The sequence below is a fragment of the Burkholderia sp. 567 genome (genome assembly GCF_040545115.1).
Classification (GTDB): domain Bacteria; phylum Pseudomonadota; class Gammaproteobacteria; order Burkholderiales; family Burkholderiaceae; genus Burkholderia; species Burkholderia ambifaria.
Genome location: NZ_JBEPLG010000001.1, coordinates 431,907 through 457,201 on the forward strand (window position 1 = coordinate 431,907; position 25,295 = coordinate 457,201).

A 25,295-nucleotide genomic window follows, 5' to 3' on the forward strand; every position below is an offset into this window, starting at 1 on the left:
GCGATCACGCTCGCCGGCTGTATCGTCGTGCCGGCCCGGCCTGTCTACTATCGGCCGGCGCCGGTGGTGATCTACTGAGTATCGCGCGGGCCCGGCTGCGCCGGGCCGTTCGCGCCGGATGCCGGCCGGCCGCCGTCATGCGTCGTCGCCGGCGTGTGCATGGCGCCGGTGTCCGTGTTGGTATCGGCCGCCGCGGCGCCCGGCTCGCGACCATCCCCTTCGCGCAGCGTGTCGAGCGGATCGGCGGGCGCTGCGGCCGCGTCCTGCGGCTCGGTGACGCCGGTTGTCGCCGCCGGCGCCGCTGCGCGGGCGGGTTCGACCGCGGCCGCGGCCGCAGGCGGCGCGAGATAGCGCTGCGCGAGCGTTTCGTAGAGCGGCGGCGCGAAGAAGCGCGCCATGCGGCTCGACACCAGCGCGGTCGCCATCAGCGAAATCACGAGCGCATGGCCGTTGATCATCTCCATCACGATCACGAACGACGTGATCGGCGACTGCGTGACGGCCGCGAGGTAGCCGACCATCGCCAGCGCGATCAGCATCGGCAGGCTCATGTGGCTGAACGCGATGTGCAGCACGTTGCCGAACCCGGCGCCGATCGACAGCGACGGCGCGAAGATCCCGCCCGGGATGCCCGGCAGATACGACGCGACCATCGACACCATCTTCAGGAACGGATAGAACACCGACAGCTGTTCATGGCCGTCGAGCAGGCCGCGTGCCTCGGCATAGCCGCTGCCGAACGTCGTCCCGCCCGACACGATGCCGACGATAGCGATCACGAAGCCGCACACCGCCGCGAACGTGATCGGGCGCTCGCGATACAGGCCGAGCAGGCGCGCGGGCAGCCAGCGCCCGGTATTGAGCAGCAGCCAACTGAAGAGGCCGCCCGCGACGCCGGTCACGAGCGCGGTGACGAGCACGGCGACGGCGAGCATTTTCGGGAAATGCTGGCCGGCGTCGATCGTGCCGAAGTACGTGTAATTGCCGTTCAGGCCCAAGGCGACGACACCGGCGAGGATGATCGCGGTGATTAGCACGCCGCTCGCGCGCGCGGAGAAGCTGCGCGTCAGTTCCTCGATCGCGAACACGATTCCGGCGAGCGGCGTATTGAACGCGGCCGACAGGCCGGCCGCCGCGCCGGCGAGCACGAGTTGCCGCTCGATCTGCGCGTTCGAGCGCGGGTAGAAGCGCCGCAGGTTGAACATCAGCGCCGCGCCGACCTGCACGGTCGGGCCTTCGCGGCCGATCGTGAAGCCGCCGAGGATCCCCAGGAACGAGATCAGGACCTTGCCGAACAGGATGCGCAGGGTGAGCAGCCGCGCGCCGAATGCGCTCGGGCTCGCATGCAGCGTCGCGATGACCTGCGGGATCCCGCTGCCCTCGGCGCCGCGAAAGAAGCGGCGCGTCATCCACACGGATGCCGCCGCGATCGACGGCGTGAGCAGCAGCGGCAGCCATGCGGCGTGCTCGCGCAGCGTGCGGAACGTGTCGTAGCCCCAGTCGATCAGCCGCGCGTACAGGACGGCCGCGAGGCCCACGGCGATCGCGCCGAGCCAGAACACACCGTACTGCCGCCAGATCCGCAGCGAGCGGCGGGTGAGGGCGGGAAACAGGGGGGGAAGGGTGGGGCGTTGCATCGGCGGGGGCCGGGAGGCAAAGGACACATTATAAAAAGAACCGAATGCCGATCTCGACAAACCTTCACAAAAACGATGCATTTTGTTGCAAATGTAATGTCGGTGTAATGTTTGTACCCGCCAAGCGTCGTTAGCATGGCGCAATGGTCCGATATATCCCACAAAGAACGTGAAACGCATCCTCATCGTGAAAGTGACGTCGCTCGGCGACGTCGTCCAGACGCTGCCCGTCGTCGCGGACCTCCATCGCGCCTTCCCGGGCGTGACGGTCGACTGGGCTGTCGACGAATCCTGCGCGGAGGTCGTGCGCTGGCACCCGGGCGTGACCAATGTGCTTTGCGCGCCGCTGCGGCGGTTCAAGAAGATGCGCAACGGCGGCGACCTGAAGGCGATCTCCGCGTCGATCGGCGCGCTGCGCGCGCATCGCTACGATGCGGTCATCGATCTGCACGGCGTCTACAAGAGCGCGATCATTTCGGTACTCGCGCGCGCCGCGCGCCGCGTCGGCTACCAGACGCAGGATCTCGGCGAGACGGGCGCCCGTTTTGCGTATTCGCATCGCTTCGGCCCCCGGCCCGACTGCGACGCATGGCACGGCATGCGCGTGAGCGCCGGCGAGGCGCTGGGCTATGTGCCCGAGGGCATCGCCACGTACGGGATCGTCCCGCCGCAGGATGCGAGCCTGCCGCCCGCCGTGACCGACGGCACGCCGTTCATGCTGCTGTTTCACGCGACGTCCAATCCGGACAAGAAATGGCCGGCCGACCACTGGGCCGCGCTGGCCACCCGGATGATGGCGCGCGGCGTGCGCGTGCTGTTGCCGTGGGGGTCGCCCGCCGAACATGACGACGCGAAGGATATCGCCGCGCGCGCGCCGGGCGCGGTCGTGCTGCCGGCGATGTCGGTGCGCGAACTCGGCGCGGCCCTCGGCCGGGCCGCGCTCGTGGTGGGCGTCGATACCGGGTTCGTGCACATGGCGCACGCGCTGCAGCGGCCGACCGTGATGATCTTCGTCGCGACGTCGCGCCACCATTGCGGGATCGGCGGGGCACCGAATGCGCTGTCGATCGGCGAGCCGGGCGCGCCGCCGTCGGTTGCGCAGGCACTCGATGCGATCGACGCGGTCGCACCGGCCTATGCCGCACGGCCCGCGCAGCTCACGGCCTGAGCCTCGCAATTCGCGTGACCCGGCCGCGCGGAAGCAAAGCCGGCCGGTTCAGGCGAGCAGCGCTTCGAACGCGACCACCGCGGCAATCGCCGCCAGATTGGCGAGCAGCGCGTCGAGCAGCAGTCCGCGCCAGGTTTTCGGCCGGAAGCGCGCCGCGAGCAGCAGCGCGCCACCCAGCGCGAGCGCCAGGATCAGGATGAGGTCGGCGTTGTCTAGGCGGATGTTCATCGCGGCGGCTCCTTCGGGGAGGGTTCCCGTGGGCGCGCAACGGCGCCCCCACGGTCGAGTATAGGCAGCGCCGCCTGCCGCACAACCCGGTGCGCCCCGCAGGCTCAGACGAGCGATGCGTCGCGCGTTTCGCGCATCAGCAGCACGCCGATCAGGCTGATTGCCGCCGCGACCGACACGTACCCGCCGACCCACGACAGGCCGCCGTGCGCAGCGAGCAGCTGCGCGATGTACGGCGCGATCGACGCGCCGAGGATCCCGCCGAGGTTGTACGCGACGCCCGCGCCCGTATAGCGGACGTTGGTCGGGAACAGCTCGGGGAGCAGCGCGCCCATCGGCGCGAACGTCACGCCCATCAGAAACAGTTCGAGCGTCAGAAACAGCGCGACGAGCGGCATCGAACCGCTGCCGAGCAGCGGTTCCATCGCGAAGCCGGACAGCAGCGCGGCGATCGCGCCGACGATCAGCACCGGCTTGCGCCCGAAGCGATCCGACGCCCATGCCGACAGCGGCGTCGCGAGCCCCATGAACACCACCGCGAAGCACAGCAGGCCGAGGAAGCTCTGGCGCGGAATATGCAGCGTCGCCACGCCGTACGACAGCGAGAACACCGTCGAGATATAGAACAGCGTGTAGCAGACCACCATCGCGAGCGCGCCGAGCAGCGTCGGCCGCCAGTGTTGCGACACGAGCGTCGCGACCGGCACGCGCACGCGCTCGTTGCGATCGAGGGTGGCCTGGAACGCCGGCGTCTCGGTGATCTTCAGCCGCACGTAGAGGCCCACCGCGACGAGCACCGCGCTGACGAGAAACGGGATCCGCCAGCCCCAGCTGCGGAATTGTTCGTCGGACAGCGACAGCGCGAGCGCGAAGAACAGCCCGTTCGACATCAGGAAGCCGACCGACGGGCCCAGCTGCGGGAACATCCCGAACCAGCCGTGCTTGCCTTGCGGCGCGTGCTCGGTCGCGAGCAGCGCCGCGCCGCCCCATTCGCCGCCGAGGCCGATCCCCTGACCGAAGCGCAGCACGCACAGCAGCACCGGCGCGAGCGCGCCGATCGTGTCGTAGCCGGGCACGAAGCCGATCGCGGTGGTGGACACGCCCATGACGAGCAGCGACGCGACGAGCGTCGATTTGCGGCCGATGCGATCGCCGAAGTGGCCGAACAGGAACGAGCCGATCGGCCGTGCGATGAACGCGATGCCGAACGTGACGAAGGCAGACAACGCCTGCGCGGTCGCGGAGCCATGCGGAAAGAACACCGGGCCGATGACGAGCGCCGCGGCGGTCGCGTACACGTAGAAGTCGTAGAACTCGATCGCGGTGCCGATGAAGCTCGCGAACACGATGCGCCGGTGGCTGACGGCGGCGCCGGCCGAACCGGTTGCGTGTGCAACGGCCGGGGGAGATGCGGACATGGATGTCTCCGATTTGTCGTTGGGGCGGTCGGCTGGGCGTGCGCTCGCGCAGGCGGGCGCCTGCCGGGCGAGCCGCCGAGCGGATGATGCGGTAGCGGTGTGGACGCGCGCGCCGTGGCGCGGACGTCGCCCGCCGGTCGACGATGGAGACGGATAGGTCGCCGCCGCCCGGTGCCGGCATGGTCGGCTCGCATGCCGGGTGCGGCGTACGAACGCACGCGCGGGAGGATGGCCGCGCGATTGCGGAAAATTATAGCCAGCGCCGCGACATAGCGGCAATCGCGGGCGGGCGCGGGCTCAGCCTCAGTCGAGCGTTTGCGCCTGCGCCGATGCGGTGCTCTGCAACTGGAAGCGGCCGTCGTCGTTGAACAGCCAGCCTTCCATCATCTCGATCCGGCCGTTGCCGTCCAGCAGTTTCGACGGCGGCACCGGCAGCGGCGCCGAGCGGCGCAGCGACGCGAGCGCGAGCGCTTCCGCTTCACTGTCGCCGTTGCTGCGATAGACGGATGCGTTGACGAGGCGGCCGCCGCGATCGACGGTGAACGAGACGACGACGAGCGAGCGCAGCATCGCCTGCGGCCCGCGCGACACGGCGGACGGATTGTGCTCGGCGACGCACCGCGCGACTTCCACGCGGTACTGCGCGAGATTCCCGCTGCGCGTGATCGACGGGATGGTCACGACCGAATGCACCGACGGCGGCGGCGTGATCGTACAGGCGGCAAGCATCATGGCGGCGACCAGCGCGACAACGCGCGGCCGGTCGACGCGAGGGCGGGGAAGAGAGCACATGGGAGGTGCCGGCATGGGGAAGCGCCGGAGGGTGACGATAAAAAAATGATAGACGCCCGTGCACGACCTGATATCGGGAGAAACGCATAAGGCGCGCGCCGCGACGTAGCGATTCGCGGATGACGGCGCGCGGCGGCCCGCCGCATGCCGCGATGTGACGTGACATGTGACGCTGCCGGCGCGCGGCGCGTGCACGCGCGTCGCGCGCGCCGGCAGCGATGAATGCGGCGGGCTTGGCTCAGTAGCCGTGCGTCACGAGCGACAGAACGGACAGGTCCGGATGCGTGCCGTCGATGATGCTCTTGCCGATGTGCACGGCTTCCTGAACCGCTTCGTCGACGCTCGCGTAGCTTTCCTCGCCGTCCGCGTGGAACGGCACCGCGTGATCGGGCAGCGCGGGATTCGCGCCAGGATGGCAGACATAGCCGGTGTAGGTGTAACGCGAGTCGCTGCCGGGGGCGAGGCCCGGCACGACGTGGATCTCGAAGCCTTCGTAATCGACGTGATCCGTCGCTGTCGACAGTTCGGTCATGGCGGTCTCCGTGTGCCGCTCGCACGGGTGGCGCGGGCGGCCTCGAGTCGCGGCGGCGGTCGTGTCGCCGTGCTGATCGAATTCTAGGCGATGGCGGCGCGGCCCGTGAGGCTCCAGCGCATGGCCTGCGGCGACGTCGAGCGTGCCGGCTCGCGCGTTACCGCGCGCAGCGCGCGTCCTTGCGCTGCACGACGAGGATCACGGGATACTTCTGGCCATGTTCGAGTTCCACCGGCGCGACGACCGTCAGCGTCGTTGGGTCGGAGTCATCGTACACGCTGACCTGCTCGTTGCGGATATACGTCACGCCGGTGCAGTTAGACGCGCGCCCGTCATCCGACACCTTGCACTGGAGCTCGTTTTCCTTCAGGTAGTTGTACGGCGTCGGGCTCGCGAGATAGTCGCGCAGGCCGCGCGGCGAGCCGCCGACGCCCTTCACGTATGCGATCGCGCACGACGGCGTTTGCGCGTCGGCGCCGGAGGCGGAATCGGCGGCCGCCGCGTGCGTGCCGACGGTGGCCAGCAGGGCGACGAGCGACGAGGCGATGAAGGGCTTCATGACGTGGGTTTCCCGTTTCGCGGATCGGAGCGCCGGATTGTAACGGCATCCGGCGGCACGCGTCGGCCGGCGGGGCGTGCATCGCGCGCGGCGTGCGGCGTGCTCCGCGCGGCGCACAAACAAAAACCCCGTCATTCGAGGAATGGACGGGGTTTGGCGAACGCTTGGCGGAAGCGGTGAGATTCGAACTCACGGACAGTTTCCCGTCGCCGGTTTTCAAGACCGGTGCCTTAAACCGCTCGGCCACGCTTCCACACGAGGCGGCATTGTAACCGAAATGCCGCGTCGTTCCGCTTCAGTCGTCGCGCAGGAACAATTCCTGCAGGTCGTTGAGGAAACGCTGGCCGAGCGGCGTTGGCGCGATCTGCGCGAAATCGCGCGTGATCAGCCCGCGCCGCTCCGCTTCCTTGAGTGCCGGCTCGATCGTGCTGATCGGCAGGCCGGTGCGTTCGACGAAGCTGTGCACGGGGAAACCCTCGACGAGCCGCAGCGTGTTCAGCATGAACTCGAACGGCAGGTCGCGCGGGCCGACTTCACGTTCTTCCTGCACCGGCGTGCCGGCCATCGCCTGTTCGATGAAGGTCGCCGGATGCTTGTAGCGCGCCTGCCGCAGGATCCGGTTCGGGAACGACAGCTTCGTGTGCGCGCCCGCGCCGATCCCGAGATAGTCGCCGAAGCGCCAGTAGTTCAGGTTGTGCTTGCACTGATGATTCGGCTTCGCGTACGCGGACACTTCGTAGCGTTCGTAACCGGCCTCGGCCGTGCGTTCGTGAATCCATTCCTGCATGTCGGCCGATGCGTCGTCGTCGGGCACCGCGGGCGGAAACTTCGCGAACATCGTGTTCGGCTCGAGCGTCAGGTGATACAGCGACAGATGCGGCGGCGCGAACGACAGCGCGGTCTCGATGTCGGTCCGGCATTCGTCGAGCGTCTGGTTCGGCAGCGCGAACATCAGGTCGAGGTTGAAGTTGTCGAACGTCTTCGCGGCGATCTCGACGGCCGCGCGCGCCTGCGCGGTGTCGTGAATGCGGCCGAGCGCTTTCAGATGGCCTTCGTTGAAGCTCTGGATGCCGACCGACAGGCGGTTCACGCCGCTCGCGCGAAACTGCGCGAACTTCGCGGCCTCGAACGTGCCCGGGTTCGCCTCGAGCGTGATCTCGGCGTCCGCATCGAGCGGCAGCAGCGCGCGCACGTCGGACAGCAGCCGGTCGAGCCCGCCCGCGGACAGCAGGCTCGGCGTGCCGCCGCCGATGAACACCGTATGCACCTGCCGGCCCCAGACGAGCGGCAGCGCCTGCTCGAGATCGGCACGCAGCGCGTCGAGATATTCGGCTTCGGGAAAGCGCTCGCCTTTCCACTCGTGCGAGTTGAAATCGCAGTACGGGCACTTGCGCACGCACCACGGAAAATGCACGTACAGCGCGAGCGGCGGCAGCGACGTGAGCCGCACCTGCCCGGGCGACGTGAACGTCGCGACGACGCGCGCGCCGGTTTCCGCCGCCTGGCTCATGCGGCCTCCGGCTGCGAATGCGTGACGAAGACGATCATGCGGGTTCCTCTGCGAGCCGCGCGAGCAGCGCCTTCAGCGCGAGCGCGCGATGGCTGTGCGTGTTCTTCGCGGCCGGCTCAAGTTCGGCCGCCGTCGCGCCGAGCGACGGCAGGTAGAAATACGGGTCGTAGCCGAATCCGTGCTCGCCGCGCGGCGTGTCGACGATCTCGCCCGCCCAGCGACCTTCGGCGCACAGCGGTTCGGGATCGTCCGCGTGGCGCACCAGCGCGAGCACGCAGCAATAGTATGCGCGCCGGTCGTCGACGCCGCGCAACTGCTCGACGAGGTACGCATTGTTCGCCGCATCGCCCGCGTCGCGACCCGCGCGCTGCGCGTAGCGCGCCGAATAGACGCCCGGTGCGCCGCGCAGCGCGCGCACGCACAGGCCGGAATCGTCGGCGATCGCCGGCAGGCCGGTGAGCCGCGACGCATGCCGCGCTTTCGTCAGCGCATTCTCGATGAACGTGCCGAACGGCTCTTCCGCCTCGGGCACGGCCAGCTCGCCCTGCGGCACGATCTCGATGCCGACCGTCGAGAACAGCGCGGTGAATTCGCGCAGCTTGCCGGCGTTGTTCGACGCGAGCACGATGCGCGAGAACGGCGCGAGGGTGCGATCGTCAGACATGGCCGGCGCCCAGCACGTCCTTCTGCAACTGCACGAGCTGGCCGATTCCGCTTTGCGCGAGGTCGAGCAGCGCGTTCATCTCGGCGCGCGAGAACGGCACGCCTTCGGCGGTGCCCTGGACTTCGACGAAGCCGCCGGCGCCCGTCATCACGACGTTCATGTCGGTGTCGCAGCGCGAATCTTCCGCGTAGTCGAGGTCGAGCAACGGCACGCCTTCGTACACGCCGACCGAGATCGCGGCGACATGATCGGTGATCGGCGAGCGCGCGAGCTTGCCGGCCGCGATCAGCTTCGACACGGCGTCGTGCGCGGCGACGAACGCGCCGGTGATGCTCGCCGTGCGCGTGCCGCCGTCGGCCTGGATCACGTCGCAGTCGATGTGGATCGTGCGCGGGCCGAGCGCCTCGAGATCGAACACCGCGCGCAGCGCGCGGCCGATCAGGCGCTGAATTTCCTGCGTGCGGCCCGTCTGCGTGCCGCGTGCGGCTTCACGGTCGCTGCGCGTGTGCGTCGCACGCGGCAGCATCCCGTATTCGGCCGTCAGCCAGCCCTGGCCGCGATCGCGCAGGAATTCGGGCACGCGTTCGGCGACGCTCGCGGTGCAGATCACCTTGGTGTCGCCGAATTCGACCAGGACCGAGCCTTCGGCGTGTTTCGTGTAGTGGCGCGTGAGGGCGACCTTGCGCAGTTCGTCGGCGCGACGGCCGCTCGGGCGGGACAGGGAAGACGTCATGGGGGAATCGTGGACGGGAGAGGAAACCCCGATTTTAGCGCTGAACGGCAGCGTTGCCCGGCGGGGTAGGGTGCAAAAATGGGATAATGCGCGCTTCCCGCCCCGCGCCTTGCAATGCGCCGGGCGCCTCGACTTATTCCCGCCCGCAAGGGCACCCAGACGGCGAGACGAACCATGATCTACAGCATGACGGGCTATGCGAGCGCGACGCGCGAACTCGCGACGGCCACCGGCAACGGCGGCACCAGCGTGTCGGTCGAACTGCGCACCGTGAACTCGCGCTTCCTCGACCTGAATTTCCGCATGCCGGACGACGTGCGCGCGTGCGAATCCGCGCTGCGCGAAATGCTGATGAACAAGCTGTCGCGCGGCAAGGTCGACGTGCGCATCAACCTGCAGCGCGGCGAGCAGAGCATCGGCGCGGGCGCGCTGAACCAGTCGGCGCTCGGCCAGCTCGCCGAGCTCGAGCGCTCGGTGCTCGACGCGTTCCCCGGCGTCGGCCGCCTGCGCGCGGGCGAGATCCTGCGCTGGCCCGGCGTGCTCGCGGAGAGCGGCGTGTCGGCGGATGCGATCCGCGAGGCCGTGCTCGCGTGCGGCAAGGAAGCGATCGGCGAGCTCGTCGTCGTGCGTTCGCGCGAAGGCGCGCAGCTGGCGACGATGCTGCTGTCGAACGTCACCGAAATGGAAGCGATCGTCGCGCGCATCACGCCGCTCGTGCCGGAGCTGATCGCGAAGCATCAGCAGAAGATCGTCGAGCGGTTGCAGGAAGCGCTCGGCCTCGCGGCGCCCGAAGGCAGCGCGGCGATCGTCACGCGCGAGGAAGCGGCGGAACGCATTCGTCAGGAAGTGACGATGTACGGCATCCGGATCGACATCGCGGAAGAGCTGTCGCGACTCACCGCGCACCTGAACGAAACGCGTCACGTGATCGAGAAGGGCGGCCGCGTTGGCAAGCGTCTCGACTTCATGATGCAGGAACTGAATCGCGAAGCGAACACGCTCGGCTCGAAGGCGGCGGCGAAGGAACTGGCCGACGCATCGATGGCGCTCAAGCTGTTGATCGAGCAGATGCGCGAGCAAGTGCAAAACCTGGAGTAAAGAGATGAAACAACCCTCACTACGTTTGCTGTCCCTCGACGGGGCGGCGAGTGTTATCGGGGCGGCACGGCGGAGGCTGACATGACCGAATTCACCCGCGACGGCCACGCGTCGCATGCGCTGCACGGCGGCGTCTATCCCGGCAACCTGTTCATGGTCATCGCACCGTCGGGCGCCGGCAAGTCGACGCTCGTGAACGCGCTGCTGTCGAAGGACAGCGACATCTGTCTGTCGATTTCGTACACGACCCGCAAGCCGCGCCCGGGCGAGCAGGACGGCCAGCACTACCACTTCACGACCGTCGAGGATTTCCGCGCGCGCCACGCCGCGCACGAATTCCTCGAGAGCGCGGAAGTGCACGGCAACTACTACGGCACGTCGCGCGTCTGGATCGAAGAGCAGATGATGAACGGCCACGACGTGCTGCTCGAGATCGACTGGCAGGGCGCGCAGCAGGTGAAGAAGCAGTTCCGCAACGCGGTCGGCATCTTCATTCTGCCGCCGTCGCTCGATGCGCTCGAGGAGCGCCTGAAGAAGCGCGGACAGGACGAGCCGAACGTGATCACGCGACGCCTGCTCGCCGCGGGCAGCGAGATGGCGCACGCATCCGAGGCGGAATACGTCGTGATCAACGAGAATTTCGATCGTGCGCTGGCCGAGCTCGAATGCATCGTCACGGCAACGCGCCTGCGCTTTGCTTCGCAGTACGCGCGACACACGGAGCTGTTCATCGAGCTCGGCATCCATCTGCCCCACGCGGAATGACGCGAGGGTAGAGGGACATAAGGTAGAATAAGGACTATATTCAGAAGGAATTACCAACATGGCTCGCATTACTGTCGAAGACTGCCTGAAGCAAATCCCCAACCGCTTCGAACTGGCGCTCGCCGCCACCTACCGCGCGCGGCAGCTCGCGCAAGGCCATACGCCGAAGATCGAAAGCCGCGACAAGCCGACCGTCGTCGCGCTGCGCGAAATCGCTTCCGGTCTCGTCGGCGTCGAGATGTTGAAGAAGGTGCCGGTGTAACGCGCATCCGGCCCGTTCCAGCCATGTAATCCACGCGCGCAACGACTCGACCTGGAGGCGAATATGAGCACCACCCCATCGTCCGCCTCCGCGGATTCGACCACCGAAGCCACGGCCCGGTCGCCTGCGCGCCAGTACATCGACGCGGTCCTCGAACAGTCCTTCCGGCATCTGTTCGGGCCGACCGCCACGCCGGAGCAGCCGCGCAAGCACGGCGTCGTTTCGATCGCGAAACTGACCGCCGCGCTTGCCGAGTATCTCCCTCCGGAAGAAATCAAAGAGGTCAAGGCGGCGTTCCACTTCAGCGACGAAGCCCACCTCGGTCAATATCGCCAGAGCGGCGAACCCTACATCACCCATCCCGTCGCCGTCGCGGAAATCTGCGCCGGCTGGAAGCTCGACGCGCAAGCCGTGATGGCCGCGTTGCTGCACGACGTGATGGAAGACCAGGGCGTGACCAAGAGCGAGCTGGCCGAACGCTTCGGCCCGAAGGTCGCCGAACTGGTCGACGGCCTGTCGAAGCTCGACAAGATGGAGTTCCGCAGCCGCGAGGAAGCGCAGGCGGAAAACTTCCGCAAGATGCTGCTCGCGATGGCACGCGACGTGCGCGTCATCCTCGTCAAGCTCGCCGACCGTCTGCACAACATGCGTACGCTCGGCGCGGTGCCGATGGAAAAGCGCCGCCGCGTCGCCCGCGAGACGCTCGACATCTATGCGCCGATCGCGCACCGCCTCGGGTTGAACAACACGTATCGCGAGCTGCAGGACATGAGCTTCGCGAATTTCAACCCGCATCGCTACGCGACGCTCGAGAAGGCCGTGAAGGCCGCGCGCGGCAACCGCCGCGAAGTGATCAGCAAGATCCTCGAGTCCGCGCAGCGCGCGATGTCCGACGCGAAGATCGACGCCGAGATCACCGGCCGCGAAAAGACGATCTACAGCATCTACCGCAAGATGCGCGACAAGCAGCTATCGTTCTCGCAGGTGCTCGACGTGTACGGCTTTCGCGTCGTCGTCGATAGCCCGCTCGACTGCTACACGTGCATCGGCGCTCTGCACGCGCTGTACAAGCCCGTGCCCGGCAAGTTCAAGGACTACATCGCGATCCCGAAGATCAACGGCTATCAGTCGCTGCACACGACGCTCGTCGGCCCGTTCGGCGCGCCGATCGAGTTCCAGGTGCGCACGCGCAAGATGCACGAGATCGCCGAGGCCGGCGTGGCCGCGCACTGGCTGTACAAGAACGGCGGCGCCGATCTGAACGACGTGCAGAAGCGCGCGCACCAGTGGCTGAAGTCGCTGCTCGACATCCAGAGCGAAGCCGGCGATTCGAGCGAATTCCTCGAGCACGTGAAGATCGACCTGTTCCCGGATGCGGTCTACGTGTTCACGCCGAAGTCGAAGATCATGGCGCTGCCGCGCGGCGCGACGGCGCTCGATTTCGCGTATTCGATCCACAGCGATCTCGGCAACCAGTGCGTGGCCGTGAAGATCAACAACGAGCTGCTGCCGCTGCGCACCGAGCTGAAGAGCGGCGACATCGTCGAGGTGATCACCGCGCCGTATTCGAAGCCGAACCCCGCGTGGCTCGGTTTCGTGCGCACCGGCAAGGCACGCTCGGCGATTCGTCACTATCTGAAGACGATGCGCCTGAACGAGTCGGTGCAGCTCGGCGAGCGGCTCGTCGATCAAAGCCTGAAGGGTTACGGGCTGGCGCTGGCCGACGTGGCGCCGGAAGTGTGGGAGAAGCTCGTGCAGTGGACGGGCAACAAGAGCCGCCAGGAAATCTTCGCGGACATCGGCCTCGGCCGCCGCGTCGCCGCGGTGATGGCCAAGCGCATCGAGGTGCTGACGAGCGGCCGCGATGCGGACGACGATCTGCCGAAGTCCGAGCGGCATCCCGCGCACAATGCGCCGCCGGTCGTCATTACCGGCACCGAAGGGATGTCCGTGCAGCTGTCGGCATGCTGCCGGCCGATTCCGGGCGATGCGATCATGGGCTATATCGGCATCGGCCTCGGGATGGCGATTCATACGACCGATTGCCGAGTCGCGCAGCGCATCCATCGCCGCGATCCGGGCCGCTGGATCGACGTCGAGTGGGCGCCGCAGCCGGGCCGCCTGTTCGACGTCGCGGTGAAGGCACTCGTGAAGAACACGAAGGGCATCTTCGCGCGCGTGGCGGCGGACATCACGTCGGCCGACGCGAACATCGTCCACATCGCCATGGACGAGGATCTGACGCACGAATCGACGGTGCTGCGCTTCGTGATTCAGGTCAGCGATCGCGTGCACCTGGCGAACGTGATGCGGCGCGTGCGGACCAATCCGGATGTGATGCGGATCATGCGCGAGCGCTCGACCGACGACAGCGTGCATGCGCGTCACGACGGCGGCATGCGCATCGAGCGCGAACGGCAGGATTACTGACGCGACGCGTTGTCTGAGCGGGATACGACGGCGGCCACGGGCCGCCGTTTTCATTGGTGCGCGGACCGGACGGCGTAGTGCGGTAACGGCGCGGCTCAAGTCGAGCGGGAGTGACGATCGGTCGGAGGAAGCGTGGAGGGGCGGGGCAAAGAAAAAGGGCCTTCCCGGAGGAAGGCCCTTCTAAGATGGCGCGGCTGGCAGGATTCGAACCCACGACCCCTTGGTTCGTAGCCAAGTACTCTATCCAACTGAGCTACAGCCGCACGCAAAGCGGTACTACTTCAACTGTCGGAACCTTCTGCGATGGGAAGGCCCCCAAAAAGGTGGCGCGGCTGGCAGGATTCGAACCCACGACCCCTTGGTTCGTAGCCAAGTACTCTATCCAACTGAGCTACAGCCGCACGCAAAAACAAAATACTACTACTTTGAACTGAAAGGGCCTTCGGTTCGGAAGGCCCTCGAAAAAAGTGGCGCGGCTGGCAGGATTCGAACCCACGACCCCTTGGTTCGTAGCCAAGTACTCTATCCAACTGAGCTACAGCCGCACGCAGAAGCGGAAGTATAGCAGAGTCGTATAAAAAGGGAAGCCTTCTTCGCAAAATATGTCGCACGATCTTGCGTGGCCGCGTTCGTGTACCCTTGAAGCATCGATCATCCAGGTTTTGAATCCGCATCATGAACAAGGCGTTTGTCAAAGAGTCGGACGGTGACGACGACGATCTCGACCCGAGTCAGCCCGCGATCCCGGCGGGCACCAAGAACTACATCACGCCGGCCGGCCACAAGCGGCTCAGGGACGAACTCCTGAACCTGATCGACGTCGAGCGTCCCGAGGTCGTGCGCCTCGTGTCGTGGGCCGCGTCGAACGGCGACCGGTCGGAGAACGGCGACTATATCTACGGCAAGCGGCGGCTGCGCGAGATCGACCGCCGGATCCGCTTCCTGACGAAGCGGCTCGATCTCGCCGAAGTCGTCGATGCGAGCCGGCAGGAGAACGTCGACCAGGTGTTCTTCGGCGCGACCGTCGACTACGCGACGCCGGACGGCGAGGATCACACCATCACGATCGTCGGGATCGACGAGGTCGATCTCGATCACGGTTGCGTCAGCTGGATCTCGCCGGTCGCGCGGGCGCTCATCAAGGCGAAGATCGGCGATACCGTCACGCTGATGACCCCGGCCGGTCCGCAGCCGATCGACGTGCTCGACGTTCGCTATCCGGCGCCGGGCAACGCGTGAAGCGACGCATCCGCGCCACGCCGCGCTGAAACGAACAAGCGCCCCGGGTGGGGCGCTTCGTCATGACGGTCTTGGCCGCACGGCCTACGCCGATCGTATCGCTCAGAAGCGGTGGCGCATGCCGGCCGTGACGGCGATCTGCTTGTTCGTCGACGACGCGGCGCCGAGCCCGTTGATGTTCGCGCCGATCGCCAGCCCATTGGCATTGACCCGCTGGTATTCGCTCTGCAGGTACAGGTCCGTGCGCTTCGACAGCGCATAGTCGGCCTGCAGGTTGAACTGGTGCCAGCTCGGCGTCTGGCCGTCGAGACGACTGTCGGTGTACGTGTACGAGCCGGCGAGCGAGAACGCCGGCGTCAGCGCGTAGCGGCCGTTCACCTCGTAATTGTTGAAGCGCGTGCCGCCGGTGAGCGGGATGCCGGTCGACACGCCGGACTGCCCGGCGCTGATCCCGGCCGAATTGGTCAGGCGTGTCTGCGTGAACACGAAGCCGGCCGTCGCGGGTCCGAACGTGTAGTTGAGGCCTGCGCCCCACGTGCGCTGCCGGCTGGCCGCGAAGGTCCAGTCGCCGGCCACCGCGCCGGGGTCGCTGGCCGCGAGCGCCAGCGCGTTGATGTTGTTGTTGAGCTGCAGGTACGCGGCCGCGACGTTGAAGCCCATGTAGCTGTACGACGCGCCGACGCTGTACGCGCGATTGTTCGCGAAACCGGTGGAATTCGAGAAGCCGTACAGCCCGCCGAACTTCAGGCCGCCGTAGTTCGCGCTCTGGTACTTGACCGAGTTGTTGATCCGGAACGAGTTGTTCAGGTTGTCGTTGTCGAACGGGTGCGCGAACTGCGTGCCGCCGTACTGGGTGCCGGTCAGCGACAGCGGGCCGAGGTAGTCGACGACGCTGTCGTACTGGCGGCCGAGCGTGAGCGAGCCGAAGCTGTTGTGCGCGAGCCCGACGAACGCCTGTCGACCGAACTCGCGACCGTTCTGCTTCAGTGAACCGTTGTTGATGCCGAAGCCGTTTTCCAGCGTGAAGATCGCCTTCAGGCCGCCGCCGAGATCCTCGGTGCCGCGCAGGCCCCAGCGGCTGCCGTTGATCGAGCCGCTCGTCTCCTGCCACGCGCTGTGACCGTGCTGGTTGTTCGTGTAGGTGATGCCGGCATCGATCAAGCCGTACAGCGTGACGCTGCTTTGCGCATGGGCGGCGCTGGCAGCCACGCCCGCCAATGCGGCGACGATCAGGGTCTTTTTCATGATCTGTCTCCAAACAGGATGATGTCGATCGAACCTGCTGTGGGCATCGGCGGCGTCACCGGTCGGCGACGCCGTGCGCGTGGGCGCGGCACCCTCGTCGGAAAACCACTTGCAGTGTACGGAGCGGCCTCGGCGCGGAGGAAAACCGCTTCCTGCAATACTGTATTTTGAATCGCGCAAAAATGGATGCATGCGCGGAGAGCCGCGTCCAGCAAGACCTTGCTGCGGCGCAGCGGGCGGAAATACTACTCAGGACTGCGTACCAGGCGTTGCGCGATCGCGACAGGCCTTCAGTGGCAGACGAGGGTAGGCCTAGCGCGATTATTGACACATCGGCAATAGAGGTTTGTGTGGAGCATGGATAATGAAAGGATGTTCTCTCGCTATACTGCGATCTCTGCTTTCCGAAGCAGACTTTTTCGTTGACGGAAAAGATCTCCAAACCTTTGTCGGCGCGACTTCCCAGTCGCGCTTTTTTTTGCCCGGTCTTCCCGATCCCTGCTGGCCTTACTGCATGTACGAGCGTCGCTTGCGCTTGGCAGCCGGCGGCGGATCCTCGGCTTCGGCCTGCGGCGGCGTATAAGTCCAGTCTTCCATCACGTAGTGACGAGCGTCCAGCGGCGACGCCAGCAGGTTCTGCCAATGATCGCCGTGCCAGTTCGGATCGAACTCGGTATCGCACGGCGCTTCACGAGGCTCGGCCCGCGCGCGGGACTTGCGGCGTGCGCGTGCGAGCCGGCTCGCGAAGCGCTTGATTCCCTCCAGCCACATGACCCTTCTCCTTCCATTGCTTGGCACCAGCATCGCAACGTCCCCCGCTTTTCGCAACCCGAAAAAACCCGAGGATTTTACCGACCCGTTTTTTCTCGGTAGGTTTTTCACTGTATTGATTATTGGGGATCTGATCCCGGTAATATTGACAGGTTTTTGATGCGAATCAATTAATAAAAGAGGAGGGTGTACCGATTCCAGTGGTATTGACGTCTTTTTGATAAAGAACGCCTCAAAAATTTTCTTGACGCACCCGGATTGTCCAATTTATAAAGTGAGCACTCCGTCCCCGGGCGGAGCGCTGGGGGTGGGTATCGGCGCACCGTTGCGGGATTTCGGGAGGCGGCTATATCAGTAGCTTTTTTGATCTAAACGAGTGGGGAAGAAAGGTATGGATACCGGTATCGTAAAATGGTTTAACGATGCTAAAGGTTTCGGCTTTATTACGTCAGACAATGGCGGCGAAGATTTGTTTGCGCACTTTTCCGAAATCCGGATGGACGGCTTCAAAACGCTGAAGGAAAACCAGCGCGTTTCCTTTGAGGTGAAACTCGGGCCGAAAGGCAAGCAGGCAGCGAATATCCAGGCGGTCTGACGCGCCACGCACTGCCGATCACGTCCGGCCCCCGCATCGCGGGGGCTTTTTGTTTTTTTGGGACATGAAAGCCGGCCGCCGGCGAATCGTTTCCGGTTCGCACTGGTCGTGAACGTGCATGCCGGGCATACTCACGAAAGCACCGTTTCCCTGCATTTTCATGTCCGATTCCCGTCCGTCCGATCCCGCCTGCGAGCAGCCGCTCGTCTTCGTCGACCTTGAAACCACCGGTGGCTCGTCCGCCGAGCACCGCATCACCGAAATCGGCGTGGTCGAAATCGGCCCGCTCGGTGTGTCGACGTGGACGACGCTGGTCAACCCGGGACAGTCGATTCCGCCGTTCATCCAGCAACTGACCGGCATCTCGGACGACATGGTGCGCGACGCGCCGTCGTTCGCGTCGCTCGCGCCCACGCTGTTCGAGCGGCTCGACGGCAAGCTGTTCGTCGCGCACAACGCGAGCTTCGACCGCGGCTTCCTGCGCGCCGAATTCGAACGTGCCGGCATCGCGTTCAATCCGGACGTGCTCTGTACGGTGCGGCTGTCGCGCGCGCTGTTTCCCCGCGAAGCGCGGCACGGACTCGATGCTTTGATCGAGCGACATGGCCTCGTTCCCGCGGCGCGCCACCGGGCGCTCGCGGATGCCGATCTCCTTTGGCAGTTCTGGCGGCAGTTGCACGAGATCGTGCCGCTCGAGCGTTTGCGCGACCAGATTGCGCGTACGACGCGCCACTTCCGTCTCGCGGGCGGCATGACCGAAGCGTGGCTTGATACCGCGCCCGCCGGATGCGGTGTGTACGCGCTGTTCGGGGAGGGCGACGAAGCCCTTTACGTCGGGCGCAGTGTGCGGGTGCGGCAGCGCTTGCGCGCGTTGCTGACCGGCGAGCGGCGCTCGTCGAAGGAAATGCGGCTCGCGCAGCAGGTGCGGCGGGTCGAATGGCGGGAGACCGGCAACGAGCTGGGCGCGATGCTCGCCGAAGCGCAGTGGATCGCCCGCCTGCGTCCGTCGCACAACCGGCGTCCCGCGGCCGATAAAGCCCGTGCGGGCAATGCGGGCTGGCCGTTCGACGGCGCGGTCGCATTCGAAGCCGGCGACGAGCGCCGCCTGTTTCACGTGATCGACGGGTGGCGCTATCTCGGTGCGGCCGAATCACTCGACGCGGCCATGCGGCTCGCGGCCGACGGCCTGGACGGTGCGTACGAACCCCATACCCATCGCCTGCTGCAGACCCATCTTGCGCGCGGCCTGCAACTGATTCCGCTCGCGGCGCTCACGCCTGCCGACTGAGCGCCGCGTGCCGCCGCACGCGGCGGCCGCGCGTCGTCAGCCGATCGCGCTGGCGCCGCCGGCCGAGCACACGTGCGACAGCGCGGTGTCGAGCGCCTGCGAGCGGCTCGCGTCGTAGCGGGTGAGCGTCTTCCAGTTCGCGATGCTGCGGGCAAGCCGCGCCTGGCAATCGGGCGCGTCGCGCAGCGGCGCGATCCGTCCTAGGCCGGCCAGCATCTTTTGCGTGAGCTGGTCGAGCGCCGGCCGCGTGCTGGTCGCCAGGTCGGGCGGCGTGCCTTCGGGCGGCCGCGTCGCGCGCCAGGTGGCAAAGAGCGCGTTCTGCACGTCCTTGCTCGCGGCGATCTGATCCTCGAAGAACGTACGCGCGAACGCCGGATCCACGCCCGACTGTGCGGCGCGCTTCTCCACCGATGCGAGCAGTTCCGCTTCGCGCGGCTGATCCTCGATCGCCTTGTGGTTCGCCCATTTCCAGCGTGCGACGGGTTCGGCAAGCGCGATCCGCTGCGACGCGAGTGCGACGAGGTTGGTGAGCGCGGTGTCGTCGCCGTCGGCGCGCGCGACAAGCGGTGACGAAAAAAGGGCGACGCCGAGCGCGGCGACAGCGACGCTGACACGAATGGCTTGTTTCATCGGAACGATCGGGAGAGCCGGGCGGGCCGGAGGTGGAAAACCAGAAGGATAGACGAAGACAGTCGCGCGGCGAAACGACGCGACAGAAGAATCAGCGGACGCGCTGACCCGGCACCGTCAGGCCGTTGCAGCCCGGGTGCGAAGCGATCTGCGCCGAAAACGCAGCGATGAACCGCATGATCTCGATCGACACGCGGCGGTTACAGAACCGGACGCAGGTTCACTTCGGCGAGTACAGCTTGTGCTGCTCGTCGAAGAATGCCCGGACGTGATCGGGCAATTCGGCGAGGAATTCCACGCCGACGGGTTCCGGATCCGGGCTCATCACTTGCTCGGGCGGGGGCATGCGAGTTGGTCTTTCGTCCATGGTCGTTTCTCCAGCAGGTCCAATAATTATCAACCTCGCGCTTGGATTTGTGCCAGCGGCGAATCGTTAGATTTTGTCTCTGTTGTATTAACGGCACATGCGCTGCGGCGCGCCGTGCGATGCCGGCTATTGCATCCGGCTCAATCGGCAACCGGCGGGTGCTTGCTATACTTGCGCGCACTTTTTCCTGGACCGCGATGAAACGGACGACGCGATGGATCGGCCTCGTATGGCTGGCGCTGGTACTGAACGTACTGTCGCCTGTCATCGGCTACGCGCGTCTCGCGTCGAGCGGTTCCGGCGAGCTCACGCTCGAGCTGTGCAGCGCGGCAGGCGCGCGTCAGGTCACCCTCGCGCAGTCCGGCGACGATCGCGGCGCAGCGTCGTTCGACCATGCCGGCGTGCCGCACTGCGTGTACTGTCCCGGCTTCGCGGCGAACGTCGCGCTCGGCGCGAGCCTGCCCGCGTTGCCGGGTTTCGTGCGCGCGTTCGCGTACCGGGCGGCCGCCCCGGCCGTTTCCGATTTTCCCCGCAAGGGCATCCGCCTCGCGCAGCCGCGCGGTCCGCCTGAAAACGTCCCGGTCTGATTGATATCGTTCGCGCGCCCCGGTGGCGCGCGTGCCGCCCGCGGCCCGATCCGCGCGCCGCGCCGTAGGCGCGCGGCGCGTCGGCGCGCGTGCGGCGGCTCCCGGTCACGTTTTCAGGAATTCATCCATGTCGTTCACCTTCGCCGCGCGGCCGTCGCGCGGTCGGCTCGCGCTCGCGTGCGCGGCCGCTTTTGCGTGGCCTGCCGCACAGGCGGCTGCGATCGATCGCGCATCCGCCGAGCCGGTGCCCGGCGGCTCGGGCAACCCGGCCGGCCGTGCCGCACCGGTTGCCGCGGTCGTACCCGCGCCGCCGGGCGACACGCTGACCGAGGTCAGCGTTACCGCCCGGCGGCAGCCCGTCGATCCGGATACGCCGGCCGTCGTCGAGTCGATCACGCGCGAGCAGATCGACGCGCACACCAACGTCACGACCGAGGACGCGCTGAAGTACGCGCCCAACCTGATGGTTCGCAAGCGCTACATCGGCGACCGCAACAGCGTGTTCGCCGGCCGCGACTTCAACGAACTGCAGAGTGCGCGCGGGCTCGTGTATGCCGATGGCCTGCTGCTGTCGAACCTGCTCGGCTCGAGCTATGCGTACCCGCCGCGCTGGTCGCTGATCGCGCCGGACGATATCGAGCGCGTCGACGTGCTGTATGGCCCCTTTTCCGCGCTGTACGCCGGCAACGCGATCGGCTCGACCGTGCTGCTGACCACGCGGCGGCCCGACAAACTCGAGGCGTCGCTGTCGACGCAGTTCTTCACGCAGCGCTATCACGACGGCTACGGGCTGGCGGACAGCTTCGGCGGCAATCACCAGACCGCGCGGATCGCGAACCGGATCGGCAAATTCTGGTTCTCGCTGTCGCTCGACCGGCTGGAGAACGACGGTCAGCCGATGCAGTATGCAAGCCCCAATTCGGCGTACAACCCGAAGCTCGGCGCCGCGGTGCCCGTGTCGGGCGCGGCCACCGACATCGGACCCAACGGCAAGCCGCGCACGATCGTCGGCGCGCAGAACATCGAGCGGACCGAGCAGCTCAACGAGACGGTCCGGATGGGCTATGCGTTCACGGACCGCATCGACGCGACGCTCACGCTCGGGCATTGGGAGAACCATTACCGGCAGCACGGCGAAACCTTCCTGCGCGACGCGGCTGGCAATCCCGTCTACGGCGGCAACGTGTCGATCGGCGGCCGGAACATGACCGTCGCGCCGAGCGCGTTCGCGCCGCAGCGCGGCCACCAGGAGAACTGGCTGTACGCGCTCGGCCTGAACGGCCGGCTCGATTCGGGCTGGCGGCTGTCGGGCGTGGTGTCCGCCTACGACGTGTCGCGCGACGTGCTGCGCGCGGCATCGACCGCGCAGGGCGGGGCGGGCACGCTGTTCCAGGGCGACGGCACGGGCTGGCGTACGCTCGACCTGAAGGCCGAGGCGCCGGAAGTGAAGGGCCATACGTTCACGTTCGGCTATCACTACGACAACTATTTCCTGCGCAACGTCACGTACAACACGGCCGACTGGCTGGCCGGGCCGACCACCTCGCTCGCGAGCGTCTACCGGGGCGATACGCGCACGCAGGCGCTGTTCGCGCAGGACGCGTGGCGATTCGCGCCCGGCTGGCTCGCGACCCTCGGCCTGCGCTACGAGCGCTGGGATGCATACGGCGGCGCGCTGGGCAACGCGGGCGGCACGATCGGTTACGCGGATCGCGGCGCGAATGCGCTGTCGCCGAAAGTCGCGTTGCAGTGGGACGCGACGGACGTCTGGCGTTTCCGCGTGTCGTTCGCGACGGGCACGCGCTTCCCGACGGTCGGCGAGCTGTTCCAGGGCACGATCTCGAACAACGCGATCGTCAACAACAACCCGGGCCTGCGGCCGGAAAAGGCGATCGACTGGGACTTCACGGCCGAGCGTGACGTGGGCGTCGGCATCGTGCGCGCGAGCGTGTTCCAGAGCGACCTGCGCGATTCGATCTACAGCCAGACGACGGTGTCGGGCGCGTCGACCGTCACCAACATCTCGAACGTCGATCGCGTGCGCGTGCGCGGTGTCGAACTCGGATTCAGCGGCCGCAACGTCGGGCTGCGCGGGCTCGACATCGACGCGAACGTGTCGGCGAGCAATGCGCAGATCCTGGCCGACACCGCGAATCCCGCGTACGTCGGCTCGCGCTTTCCGCGCATCCCGCGCATGCGCGCGAACCTGCTCGCGTCGTACCGCTTCGACGAGCACTGGCTCGCGAGCGTCGGCGTCCGGTACTCCGGTCGCCAGTTCAACACGCTCGACAACAGCGACGTGAATCCGGACGTGTACGGCGGCACGAGCACCTTCACGGTCGTCGACCTGAAGGCGCGCTACCGGTTCGACCGTCACTGGACCGCATCGGTCGGCATCGACAACCTGACGGACCGCCGCTACTACGTGTTCCACCCGTATCCGGGCCGCACTTTCTTTGGAGAACTGAAATGGTCGCTGTGAAATCGTTCGCGGCAGGCTGCGCGCTGTGGCTCGCGGTGCTGTCGCCCGCCGGCGCGCACGACGCACCGAAAACCGCCGACCCGCATGCCGCGCACATGAGCATGCAGGCTGCGCCGGCGCAACAGAAGCAGCCGCTCGCGACCGGCGCCGCGTTCGACGCGCGGCACCGGCTGTGGGTCGCATGGGTCGAAGGCGCGCACGTCGTCGTCGCGCACTCGGACGACGCGGGCCGCACGCTGTCCGCGCCCGTGACCGTCAACGCGATGCCCGAGCCGGTCTACACGAGCGCGGAGAATCGGCCGAAGATTGCGACGAGCCCCGACGGCCGTGCGGTGTACGTGTCGTGGTCGATGCCGCTCGATGCGCCGTACACCGGCATGGTGCGCTTCTCGCGCTCGCTCGACGGTGGGGCGACCTGGAGCGTGCCCGTCACCGTGCATCGCGACCGGCAGGCGATCACGCACCGCTTCGACATGATGGCCGTCGATCCGGCCGGCAACATCGCGATCGCGTGGATCGACAAGCGCGATCTCGTCGCGGCGAAGGCGGCGGGGCAGGCGTACGAGGGCGCGGCCGTGTACTACGCGGTGTCGCGCGACGGCGGCGCGTCGTTCGAGCCCGAGCGCAAGGTGACCGACCACACGTGCGAATGCTGCCGCATCGCGATGGCGATCGATCCGGCCGGACACATCGAAGGCGTGTGGCGCAACGTGTTCCCCGGACAGATCCGCGACCATGCGCTCGCGGTGCTGCCTGTGTCGGCGTCGGAGCCCGTCGTGCCGGTGCGTGCGACGTTCTCGAACTGGCATGTCGAGGCCTGCCCCGAGCACGGGCCGGCGCTTGCGATCACGCCCGACGGGACGCGTCATATCGCGTGGTTCGGCGTCGTAGATGGCCGCGCCGACGTGTTCTACTCGCGCATCGGCGCCGACGGCCGGCCGCGCGGCACGCCGTGGGCATTCGGCGCGAATCCCGCGGTGCCGGCCGAGCAGGCATCGCATGCGGCGCTCGTCGCGCACGGCGACGTCGTCTGGCTCGCGTGGAAGGCGTTCGACGGCGACACGATGCAGATCAAGCTGCGCCGCTCCGACGATCGCGGCGAGCACTGGTCGGCGCCGCGCGTGATCGCGTCGACGTCGGGCGCGAGCGACAATCCGCAACTGCTCGACGATGCGGGCCGCATCTACCTGTCGTGGCGTACGCGTAACGACGGCTACCGGCTGATTCCCGTGGAGGGCGCGCAATGAAACGGCTGATGGTGTTGATCGGCGCCGTGCTCGCGAGCCTGCCGGCGTGGGCCGGCGAGCTGCAGCCGCTGCGCGCGGCCGAGGTCGCGAAGTTGTACGCGACGGCGCACGAACGGCCGCTCGCGGTTGAGATCTGGTCGCTCGATTGCGGATACTGCCGCGAGAACGCCGCGCATCTCGTCGCGTGGCAGCGCCGGCATCCGGACGTGCAGCTCGCGATGGTCGCGATGGACGCTTATGACGACAACGGCGCCGCGATCGCGCAGGCGCTCGCGCAAATGAACGTGCCGCCGCAGGTCGCGCAGTATGCGAACGCGGAGCCGATGCCCGAGCGTCTGCGGGCGGCGCTCGATGCGGGATGGCGGGGAGAAATGCCGCGTACCGTGTGGATCGGTCGCGATGGCGCACGCGAAGCGCGCAGCGGATTGCTGACGACCGACGTGCTCGACGGCTGGTTGCAGCGCGGCAAGCGCCGCTGAAACGGCAGGCGGCGCGCGGGATGTCGCGCGCCGCTTCGATGCGAAAACGAACGAGCGCGCGCCCGAAGGCGCGCGAGAAGATCGTCAGGCCGCGCGCCTGAATAGCCGGATCACGAACAGCAGGATCACGGCGCCGATGACAGCGACGATCACCGAGCCGATGAATCCGCTGCCGATGCCGATACCGAGCATCGTGGCCAGCCAGCCGCCGATCACCGCGCCGACGATACCGACGATGATGTCGACGATCAGGCCGAACCCGCCGCCCTTGACGAGCAGGCCGGCCAGCCAGCCGGCGATCGCGCCGATGATGAGCCACATAATCAAGCCATGAGTCATGGTGATCCTCTCCTTGTATTGAGTCGAAATGACCGGACGTCGGCTGTTTCGCCGCAAGCTGCAGGAAGGCGGCATGCGACCCGCCGCGCCGCCCACGCAATGTAACGCGATAGACGGGTCGGAATCGTTAAGTAATGTTATGCACCCTTAACGGGTTTTTCCAGGGGATTCGTCTGCCTACGGCGCGACGGGTGCGCAGACGATGCGCGGCGAAATGAATATGTAAGGAC

General features: G+C 66.9%; 26 protein-coding genes and 4 tRNA genes. 12 read left to right on the forward strand and 18 right to left on the reverse strand.

The features are described 5' to 3' along the window. Positions 1 to 71: 71 nt before the first annotated feature. Complete coding sequence (locus ABIC50_RS02040; protein ID WP_354161323.1) at positions 72 to 1,637, reverse strand: chloride channel protein; 1,566 nt, start codon at positions 1,635 to 1,637, stop codon at positions 72 to 74. A 169-nt stretch (positions 1,638 to 1,806) separates the two neighbouring features. Between ABIC50_RS02040 and waaC the strand changes: the two genes are divergently transcribed. After that, on the forward strand, positions 1,807 to 2,805 hold the full coding sequence (gene waaC, locus ABIC50_RS02045; RefSeq protein ID WP_354161325.1) for a lipopolysaccharide heptosyltransferase I: 999 nt from the start codon (positions 1,807 to 1,809) through the stop codon (positions 2,803 to 2,805). Between the two features lie 48 nt (positions 2,806 to 2,853). Here waaC and ABIC50_RS02050 read toward each other — a convergent pair whose 3' ends face one another. From ABIC50_RS02050 to rph, 9 genes are all read right to left on the reverse strand, one after another. Next, positions 2,854 to 3,033 (reverse strand): hypothetical protein, encoded by a 180-nt coding sequence (locus ABIC50_RS02050; RefSeq protein ID WP_006750841.1) that lies wholly within the window; start codon positions 3,031 to 3,033, stop codon positions 2,854 to 2,856. Positions 3,034 to 3,137: 104 nt separating this feature from the next. Then, positions 3,138 to 4,451, reverse strand: coding sequence for an MFS transporter (locus ABIC50_RS02055; protein ID WP_354161328.1), 1,314 nt, complete (start codon positions 4,449 to 4,451; stop codon positions 3,138 to 3,140). A gap of 303 nt (positions 4,452 to 4,754) precedes the next feature. Beyond that, positions 4,755 to 5,243 carry a TonB family protein gene (locus ABIC50_RS02060; protein WP_041491108.1) on the reverse strand — a complete coding sequence of 163 codons (489 nt, stop codon included), beginning with the start codon at positions 5,241 to 5,243 and terminating at the stop codon, positions 4,755 to 4,757. A 238-nt stretch (positions 5,244 to 5,481) separates the two neighbouring features. After that, positions 5,482 to 5,775: a hypothetical protein gene (locus ABIC50_RS02065; RefSeq protein ID WP_011656218.1), complete on the reverse strand. Its 294-nt coding sequence runs from the start codon at positions 5,773 to 5,775 to the stop codon at positions 5,482 to 5,484. 157 nt (positions 5,776 to 5,932) lie between these two features. Next, entirely contained in the window at positions 5,933 to 6,334 is a 402-nt protein-coding gene (locus tag ABIC50_RS02070) for a hypothetical protein (protein ID WP_354161330.1), read from the reverse strand. Positions 6,335 to 6,499: 165 nt separating this feature from the next. Beyond that, positions 6,500 to 6,587: transfer RNA gene (locus tag ABIC50_RS02075), tRNA-Ser, on the reverse strand. A 42-nt stretch (positions 6,588 to 6,629) separates the two neighbouring features. Next, entirely contained in the window at positions 6,630 to 7,844 is a 1,215-nt protein-coding gene (gene hemW / locus ABIC50_RS02080; RefSeq protein WP_105830985.1) for a radical SAM family heme chaperone HemW, read from the reverse strand. Between the two features lie 34 nt (positions 7,845 to 7,878). After that, the gene (gene rdgB, locus ABIC50_RS02085; RefSeq protein ID WP_354161333.1) at positions 7,879 to 8,508 is read right to left on the reverse strand and encodes an RdgB/HAM1 family non-canonical purine NTP pyrophosphatase; all 630 of its coding nucleotides are present in this window, start codon (positions 8,506 to 8,508) and stop codon (positions 7,879 to 7,881) included. Beyond that, the gene (gene rph / locus ABIC50_RS02090; RefSeq protein WP_354161336.1) at positions 8,501 to 9,241 is read right to left on the reverse strand and encodes a ribonuclease PH; all 741 of its coding nucleotides are present in this window, start codon (positions 9,239 to 9,241) and stop codon (positions 8,501 to 8,503) included. The genes rdgB and rph overlap by 8 nt, the downstream gene beginning before the upstream one ends. A 174-nt stretch (positions 9,242 to 9,415) precedes the next feature. Between rph and ABIC50_RS02095 the strand changes: the two genes are divergently transcribed. The 4 genes from ABIC50_RS02095 to ABIC50_RS02110 all read left to right on the forward strand — a co-directional run bounded on the left by ABIC50_RS02095 (position 9,416) and on the right by ABIC50_RS02110 (position 13,796). Next, complete coding sequence (locus tag ABIC50_RS02095) at positions 9,416 to 10,339, forward strand: YicC/YloC family endoribonuclease (protein ID WP_011656223.1); 924 nt, start codon at positions 9,416 to 9,418, stop codon at positions 10,337 to 10,339. Positions 10,340 to 10,420: 81 nt separating this feature from the next. Next, positions 10,421 to 11,104: a guanylate kinase gene (gene gmk / locus ABIC50_RS02100; protein WP_006750850.1), complete on the forward strand. Its 684-nt coding sequence runs from the start codon at positions 10,421 to 10,423 to the stop codon at positions 11,102 to 11,104. Between the two features lie 58 nt (positions 11,105 to 11,162). Beyond that, entirely contained in the window at positions 11,163 to 11,366 is a 204-nt protein-coding gene (gene rpoZ / locus ABIC50_RS02105; protein ID WP_006750851.1) for a DNA-directed RNA polymerase subunit omega, read from the forward strand. 63 nt (positions 11,367 to 11,429) lie between these two features. Beyond that, the gene (locus tag ABIC50_RS02110; protein ID WP_012363304.1) at positions 11,430 to 13,796 is read left to right on the forward strand and encodes a RelA/SpoT family protein; all 2,367 of its coding nucleotides are present in this window, start codon (positions 11,430 to 11,432) and stop codon (positions 13,794 to 13,796) included. 186 nt (positions 13,797 to 13,982) lie between these two features. Here the strand turns inward: ABIC50_RS02110 and ABIC50_RS02115 are convergent. The 3 genes from ABIC50_RS02115 to ABIC50_RS02125 all read right to left on the reverse strand — a co-directional run bounded on the left by ABIC50_RS02115 (position 13,983) and on the right by ABIC50_RS02125 (position 14,341). Further along, a tRNA-Arg gene (locus ABIC50_RS02115) sits at positions 13,983 to 14,059 on the reverse strand. A gap of 61 nt (positions 14,060 to 14,120) precedes the next feature. Continuing rightward, positions 14,121 to 14,197 (reverse strand) — tRNA-Arg (locus ABIC50_RS02120). 67 nt (positions 14,198 to 14,264) lie between these two features. Further along, positions 14,265 to 14,341, reverse strand: a tRNA-Arg gene (locus ABIC50_RS02125). Between the two features lie 130 nt (positions 14,342 to 14,471). Between ABIC50_RS02125 and greB the strand changes: the two genes are divergently transcribed. Continuing rightward, positions 14,472 to 15,035 (forward strand): transcription elongation factor GreB, encoded by a 564-nt coding sequence (gene greB, locus ABIC50_RS02130; RefSeq protein ID WP_006750853.1) that lies wholly within the window; start codon positions 14,472 to 14,474, stop codon positions 15,033 to 15,035. 102 nt (positions 15,036 to 15,137) lie between these two features. Here the strand turns inward: greB and ABIC50_RS02135 are convergent, their stop codons facing one another. Both ABIC50_RS02135 and ABIC50_RS02140 read right to left on the reverse strand, forming a co-directional pair. Beyond that, a complete protein-coding gene (locus tag ABIC50_RS02135) occupies positions 15,138 to 16,280 on the reverse strand; it encodes a porin (protein WP_175737464.1) in 1,143 nt (380 codons plus the stop codon). Between the two features lie 507 nt (positions 16,281 to 16,787). Beyond that, the gene (locus tag ABIC50_RS02140) at positions 16,788 to 17,051 is read right to left on the reverse strand and encodes a hypothetical protein (protein ID WP_354161338.1); all 264 of its coding nucleotides are present in this window, start codon (positions 17,049 to 17,051) and stop codon (positions 16,788 to 16,790) included. 391 nt (positions 17,052 to 17,442) lie between these two features. Between ABIC50_RS02140 and ABIC50_RS02145 the strand changes: the two genes are divergently transcribed. Together ABIC50_RS02145 and ABIC50_RS02150 are read left to right on the forward strand one after the other, a co-directional pair. Then, positions 17,443 to 17,646: a cold-shock protein gene (locus tag ABIC50_RS02145; RefSeq protein WP_006750857.1), complete on the forward strand. Its 204-nt coding sequence runs from the start codon at positions 17,443 to 17,445 to the stop codon at positions 17,644 to 17,646. A 160-nt stretch (positions 17,647 to 17,806) separates the two neighbouring features. Next, positions 17,807 to 18,934, forward strand: coding sequence for an exonuclease domain-containing protein (locus ABIC50_RS02150; protein WP_175754788.1), 1,128 nt, complete (start codon positions 17,807 to 17,809; stop codon positions 18,932 to 18,934). A 36-nt stretch (positions 18,935 to 18,970) separates the two neighbouring features. Here the strand turns inward: ABIC50_RS02150 and ABIC50_RS02155 are convergent, their stop codons facing one another. Together ABIC50_RS02155 and ABIC50_RS02160 are read right to left on the reverse strand one after the other, a co-directional pair. After that, positions 18,971 to 19,564, reverse strand: a complete 594-nt coding sequence (locus ABIC50_RS02155; RefSeq protein ID WP_354161341.1) for a chorismate mutase — start codon at positions 19,562 to 19,564, stop codon at positions 18,971 to 18,973. Positions 19,565 to 19,784: 220 nt separating this feature from the next. Beyond that, positions 19,785 to 19,931, reverse strand: coding sequence for a hypothetical protein (locus tag ABIC50_RS02160; protein WP_006756195.1), 147 nt, complete (start codon positions 19,929 to 19,931; stop codon positions 19,785 to 19,787). A gap of 197 nt (positions 19,932 to 20,128) precedes the next feature. On the opposite strand from ABIC50_RS02160, the gene ABIC50_RS02165 reads away from it, so the two are divergent. The 4 genes from ABIC50_RS02165 (at position 20,129) to ABIC50_RS02180 (ending at position 24,726) form a co-directional block, all read left to right on the forward strand. Then, entirely contained in the window at positions 20,129 to 20,518 is a 390-nt protein-coding gene (locus tag ABIC50_RS02165; RefSeq protein WP_354161343.1) for a DUF2946 domain-containing protein, read from the forward strand. 127 nt (positions 20,519 to 20,645) lie between these two features. Further along, the gene (locus ABIC50_RS02170) at positions 20,646 to 23,000 is read left to right on the forward strand and encodes a TonB-dependent receptor (protein WP_354161346.1); all 2,355 of its coding nucleotides are present in this window, start codon (positions 20,646 to 20,648) and stop codon (positions 22,998 to 23,000) included. Beyond that, the gene (locus tag ABIC50_RS02175) at positions 22,988 to 24,247 is read left to right on the forward strand and encodes a sialidase family protein (RefSeq protein WP_354161349.1); all 1,260 of its coding nucleotides are present in this window, start codon (positions 22,988 to 22,990) and stop codon (positions 24,245 to 24,247) included. The genes ABIC50_RS02170 and ABIC50_RS02175 overlap by 13 nt, the downstream gene beginning before the upstream one ends. Continuing rightward, positions 24,244 to 24,726: a TlpA disulfide reductase family protein gene (locus tag ABIC50_RS02180; RefSeq protein ID WP_354161352.1), complete on the forward strand. Its 483-nt coding sequence runs from the start codon at positions 24,244 to 24,246 to the stop codon at positions 24,724 to 24,726. The genes ABIC50_RS02175 and ABIC50_RS02180 overlap by 4 nt, the downstream gene beginning before the upstream one ends. 84 nt (positions 24,727 to 24,810) lie before the next feature. Here the strand turns inward: ABIC50_RS02180 and ABIC50_RS02185 are convergent, their stop codons facing one another. Further along, positions 24,811 to 25,065 carry a GlsB/YeaQ/YmgE family stress response membrane protein gene (locus tag ABIC50_RS02185; RefSeq protein ID WP_011656234.1) on the reverse strand — a complete coding sequence of 85 codons (255 nt, stop codon included), beginning with the start codon at positions 25,063 to 25,065 and terminating at the stop codon, positions 24,811 to 24,813. Between the last annotated feature and the right edge of the window lie 230 nt (positions 25,066 to 25,295).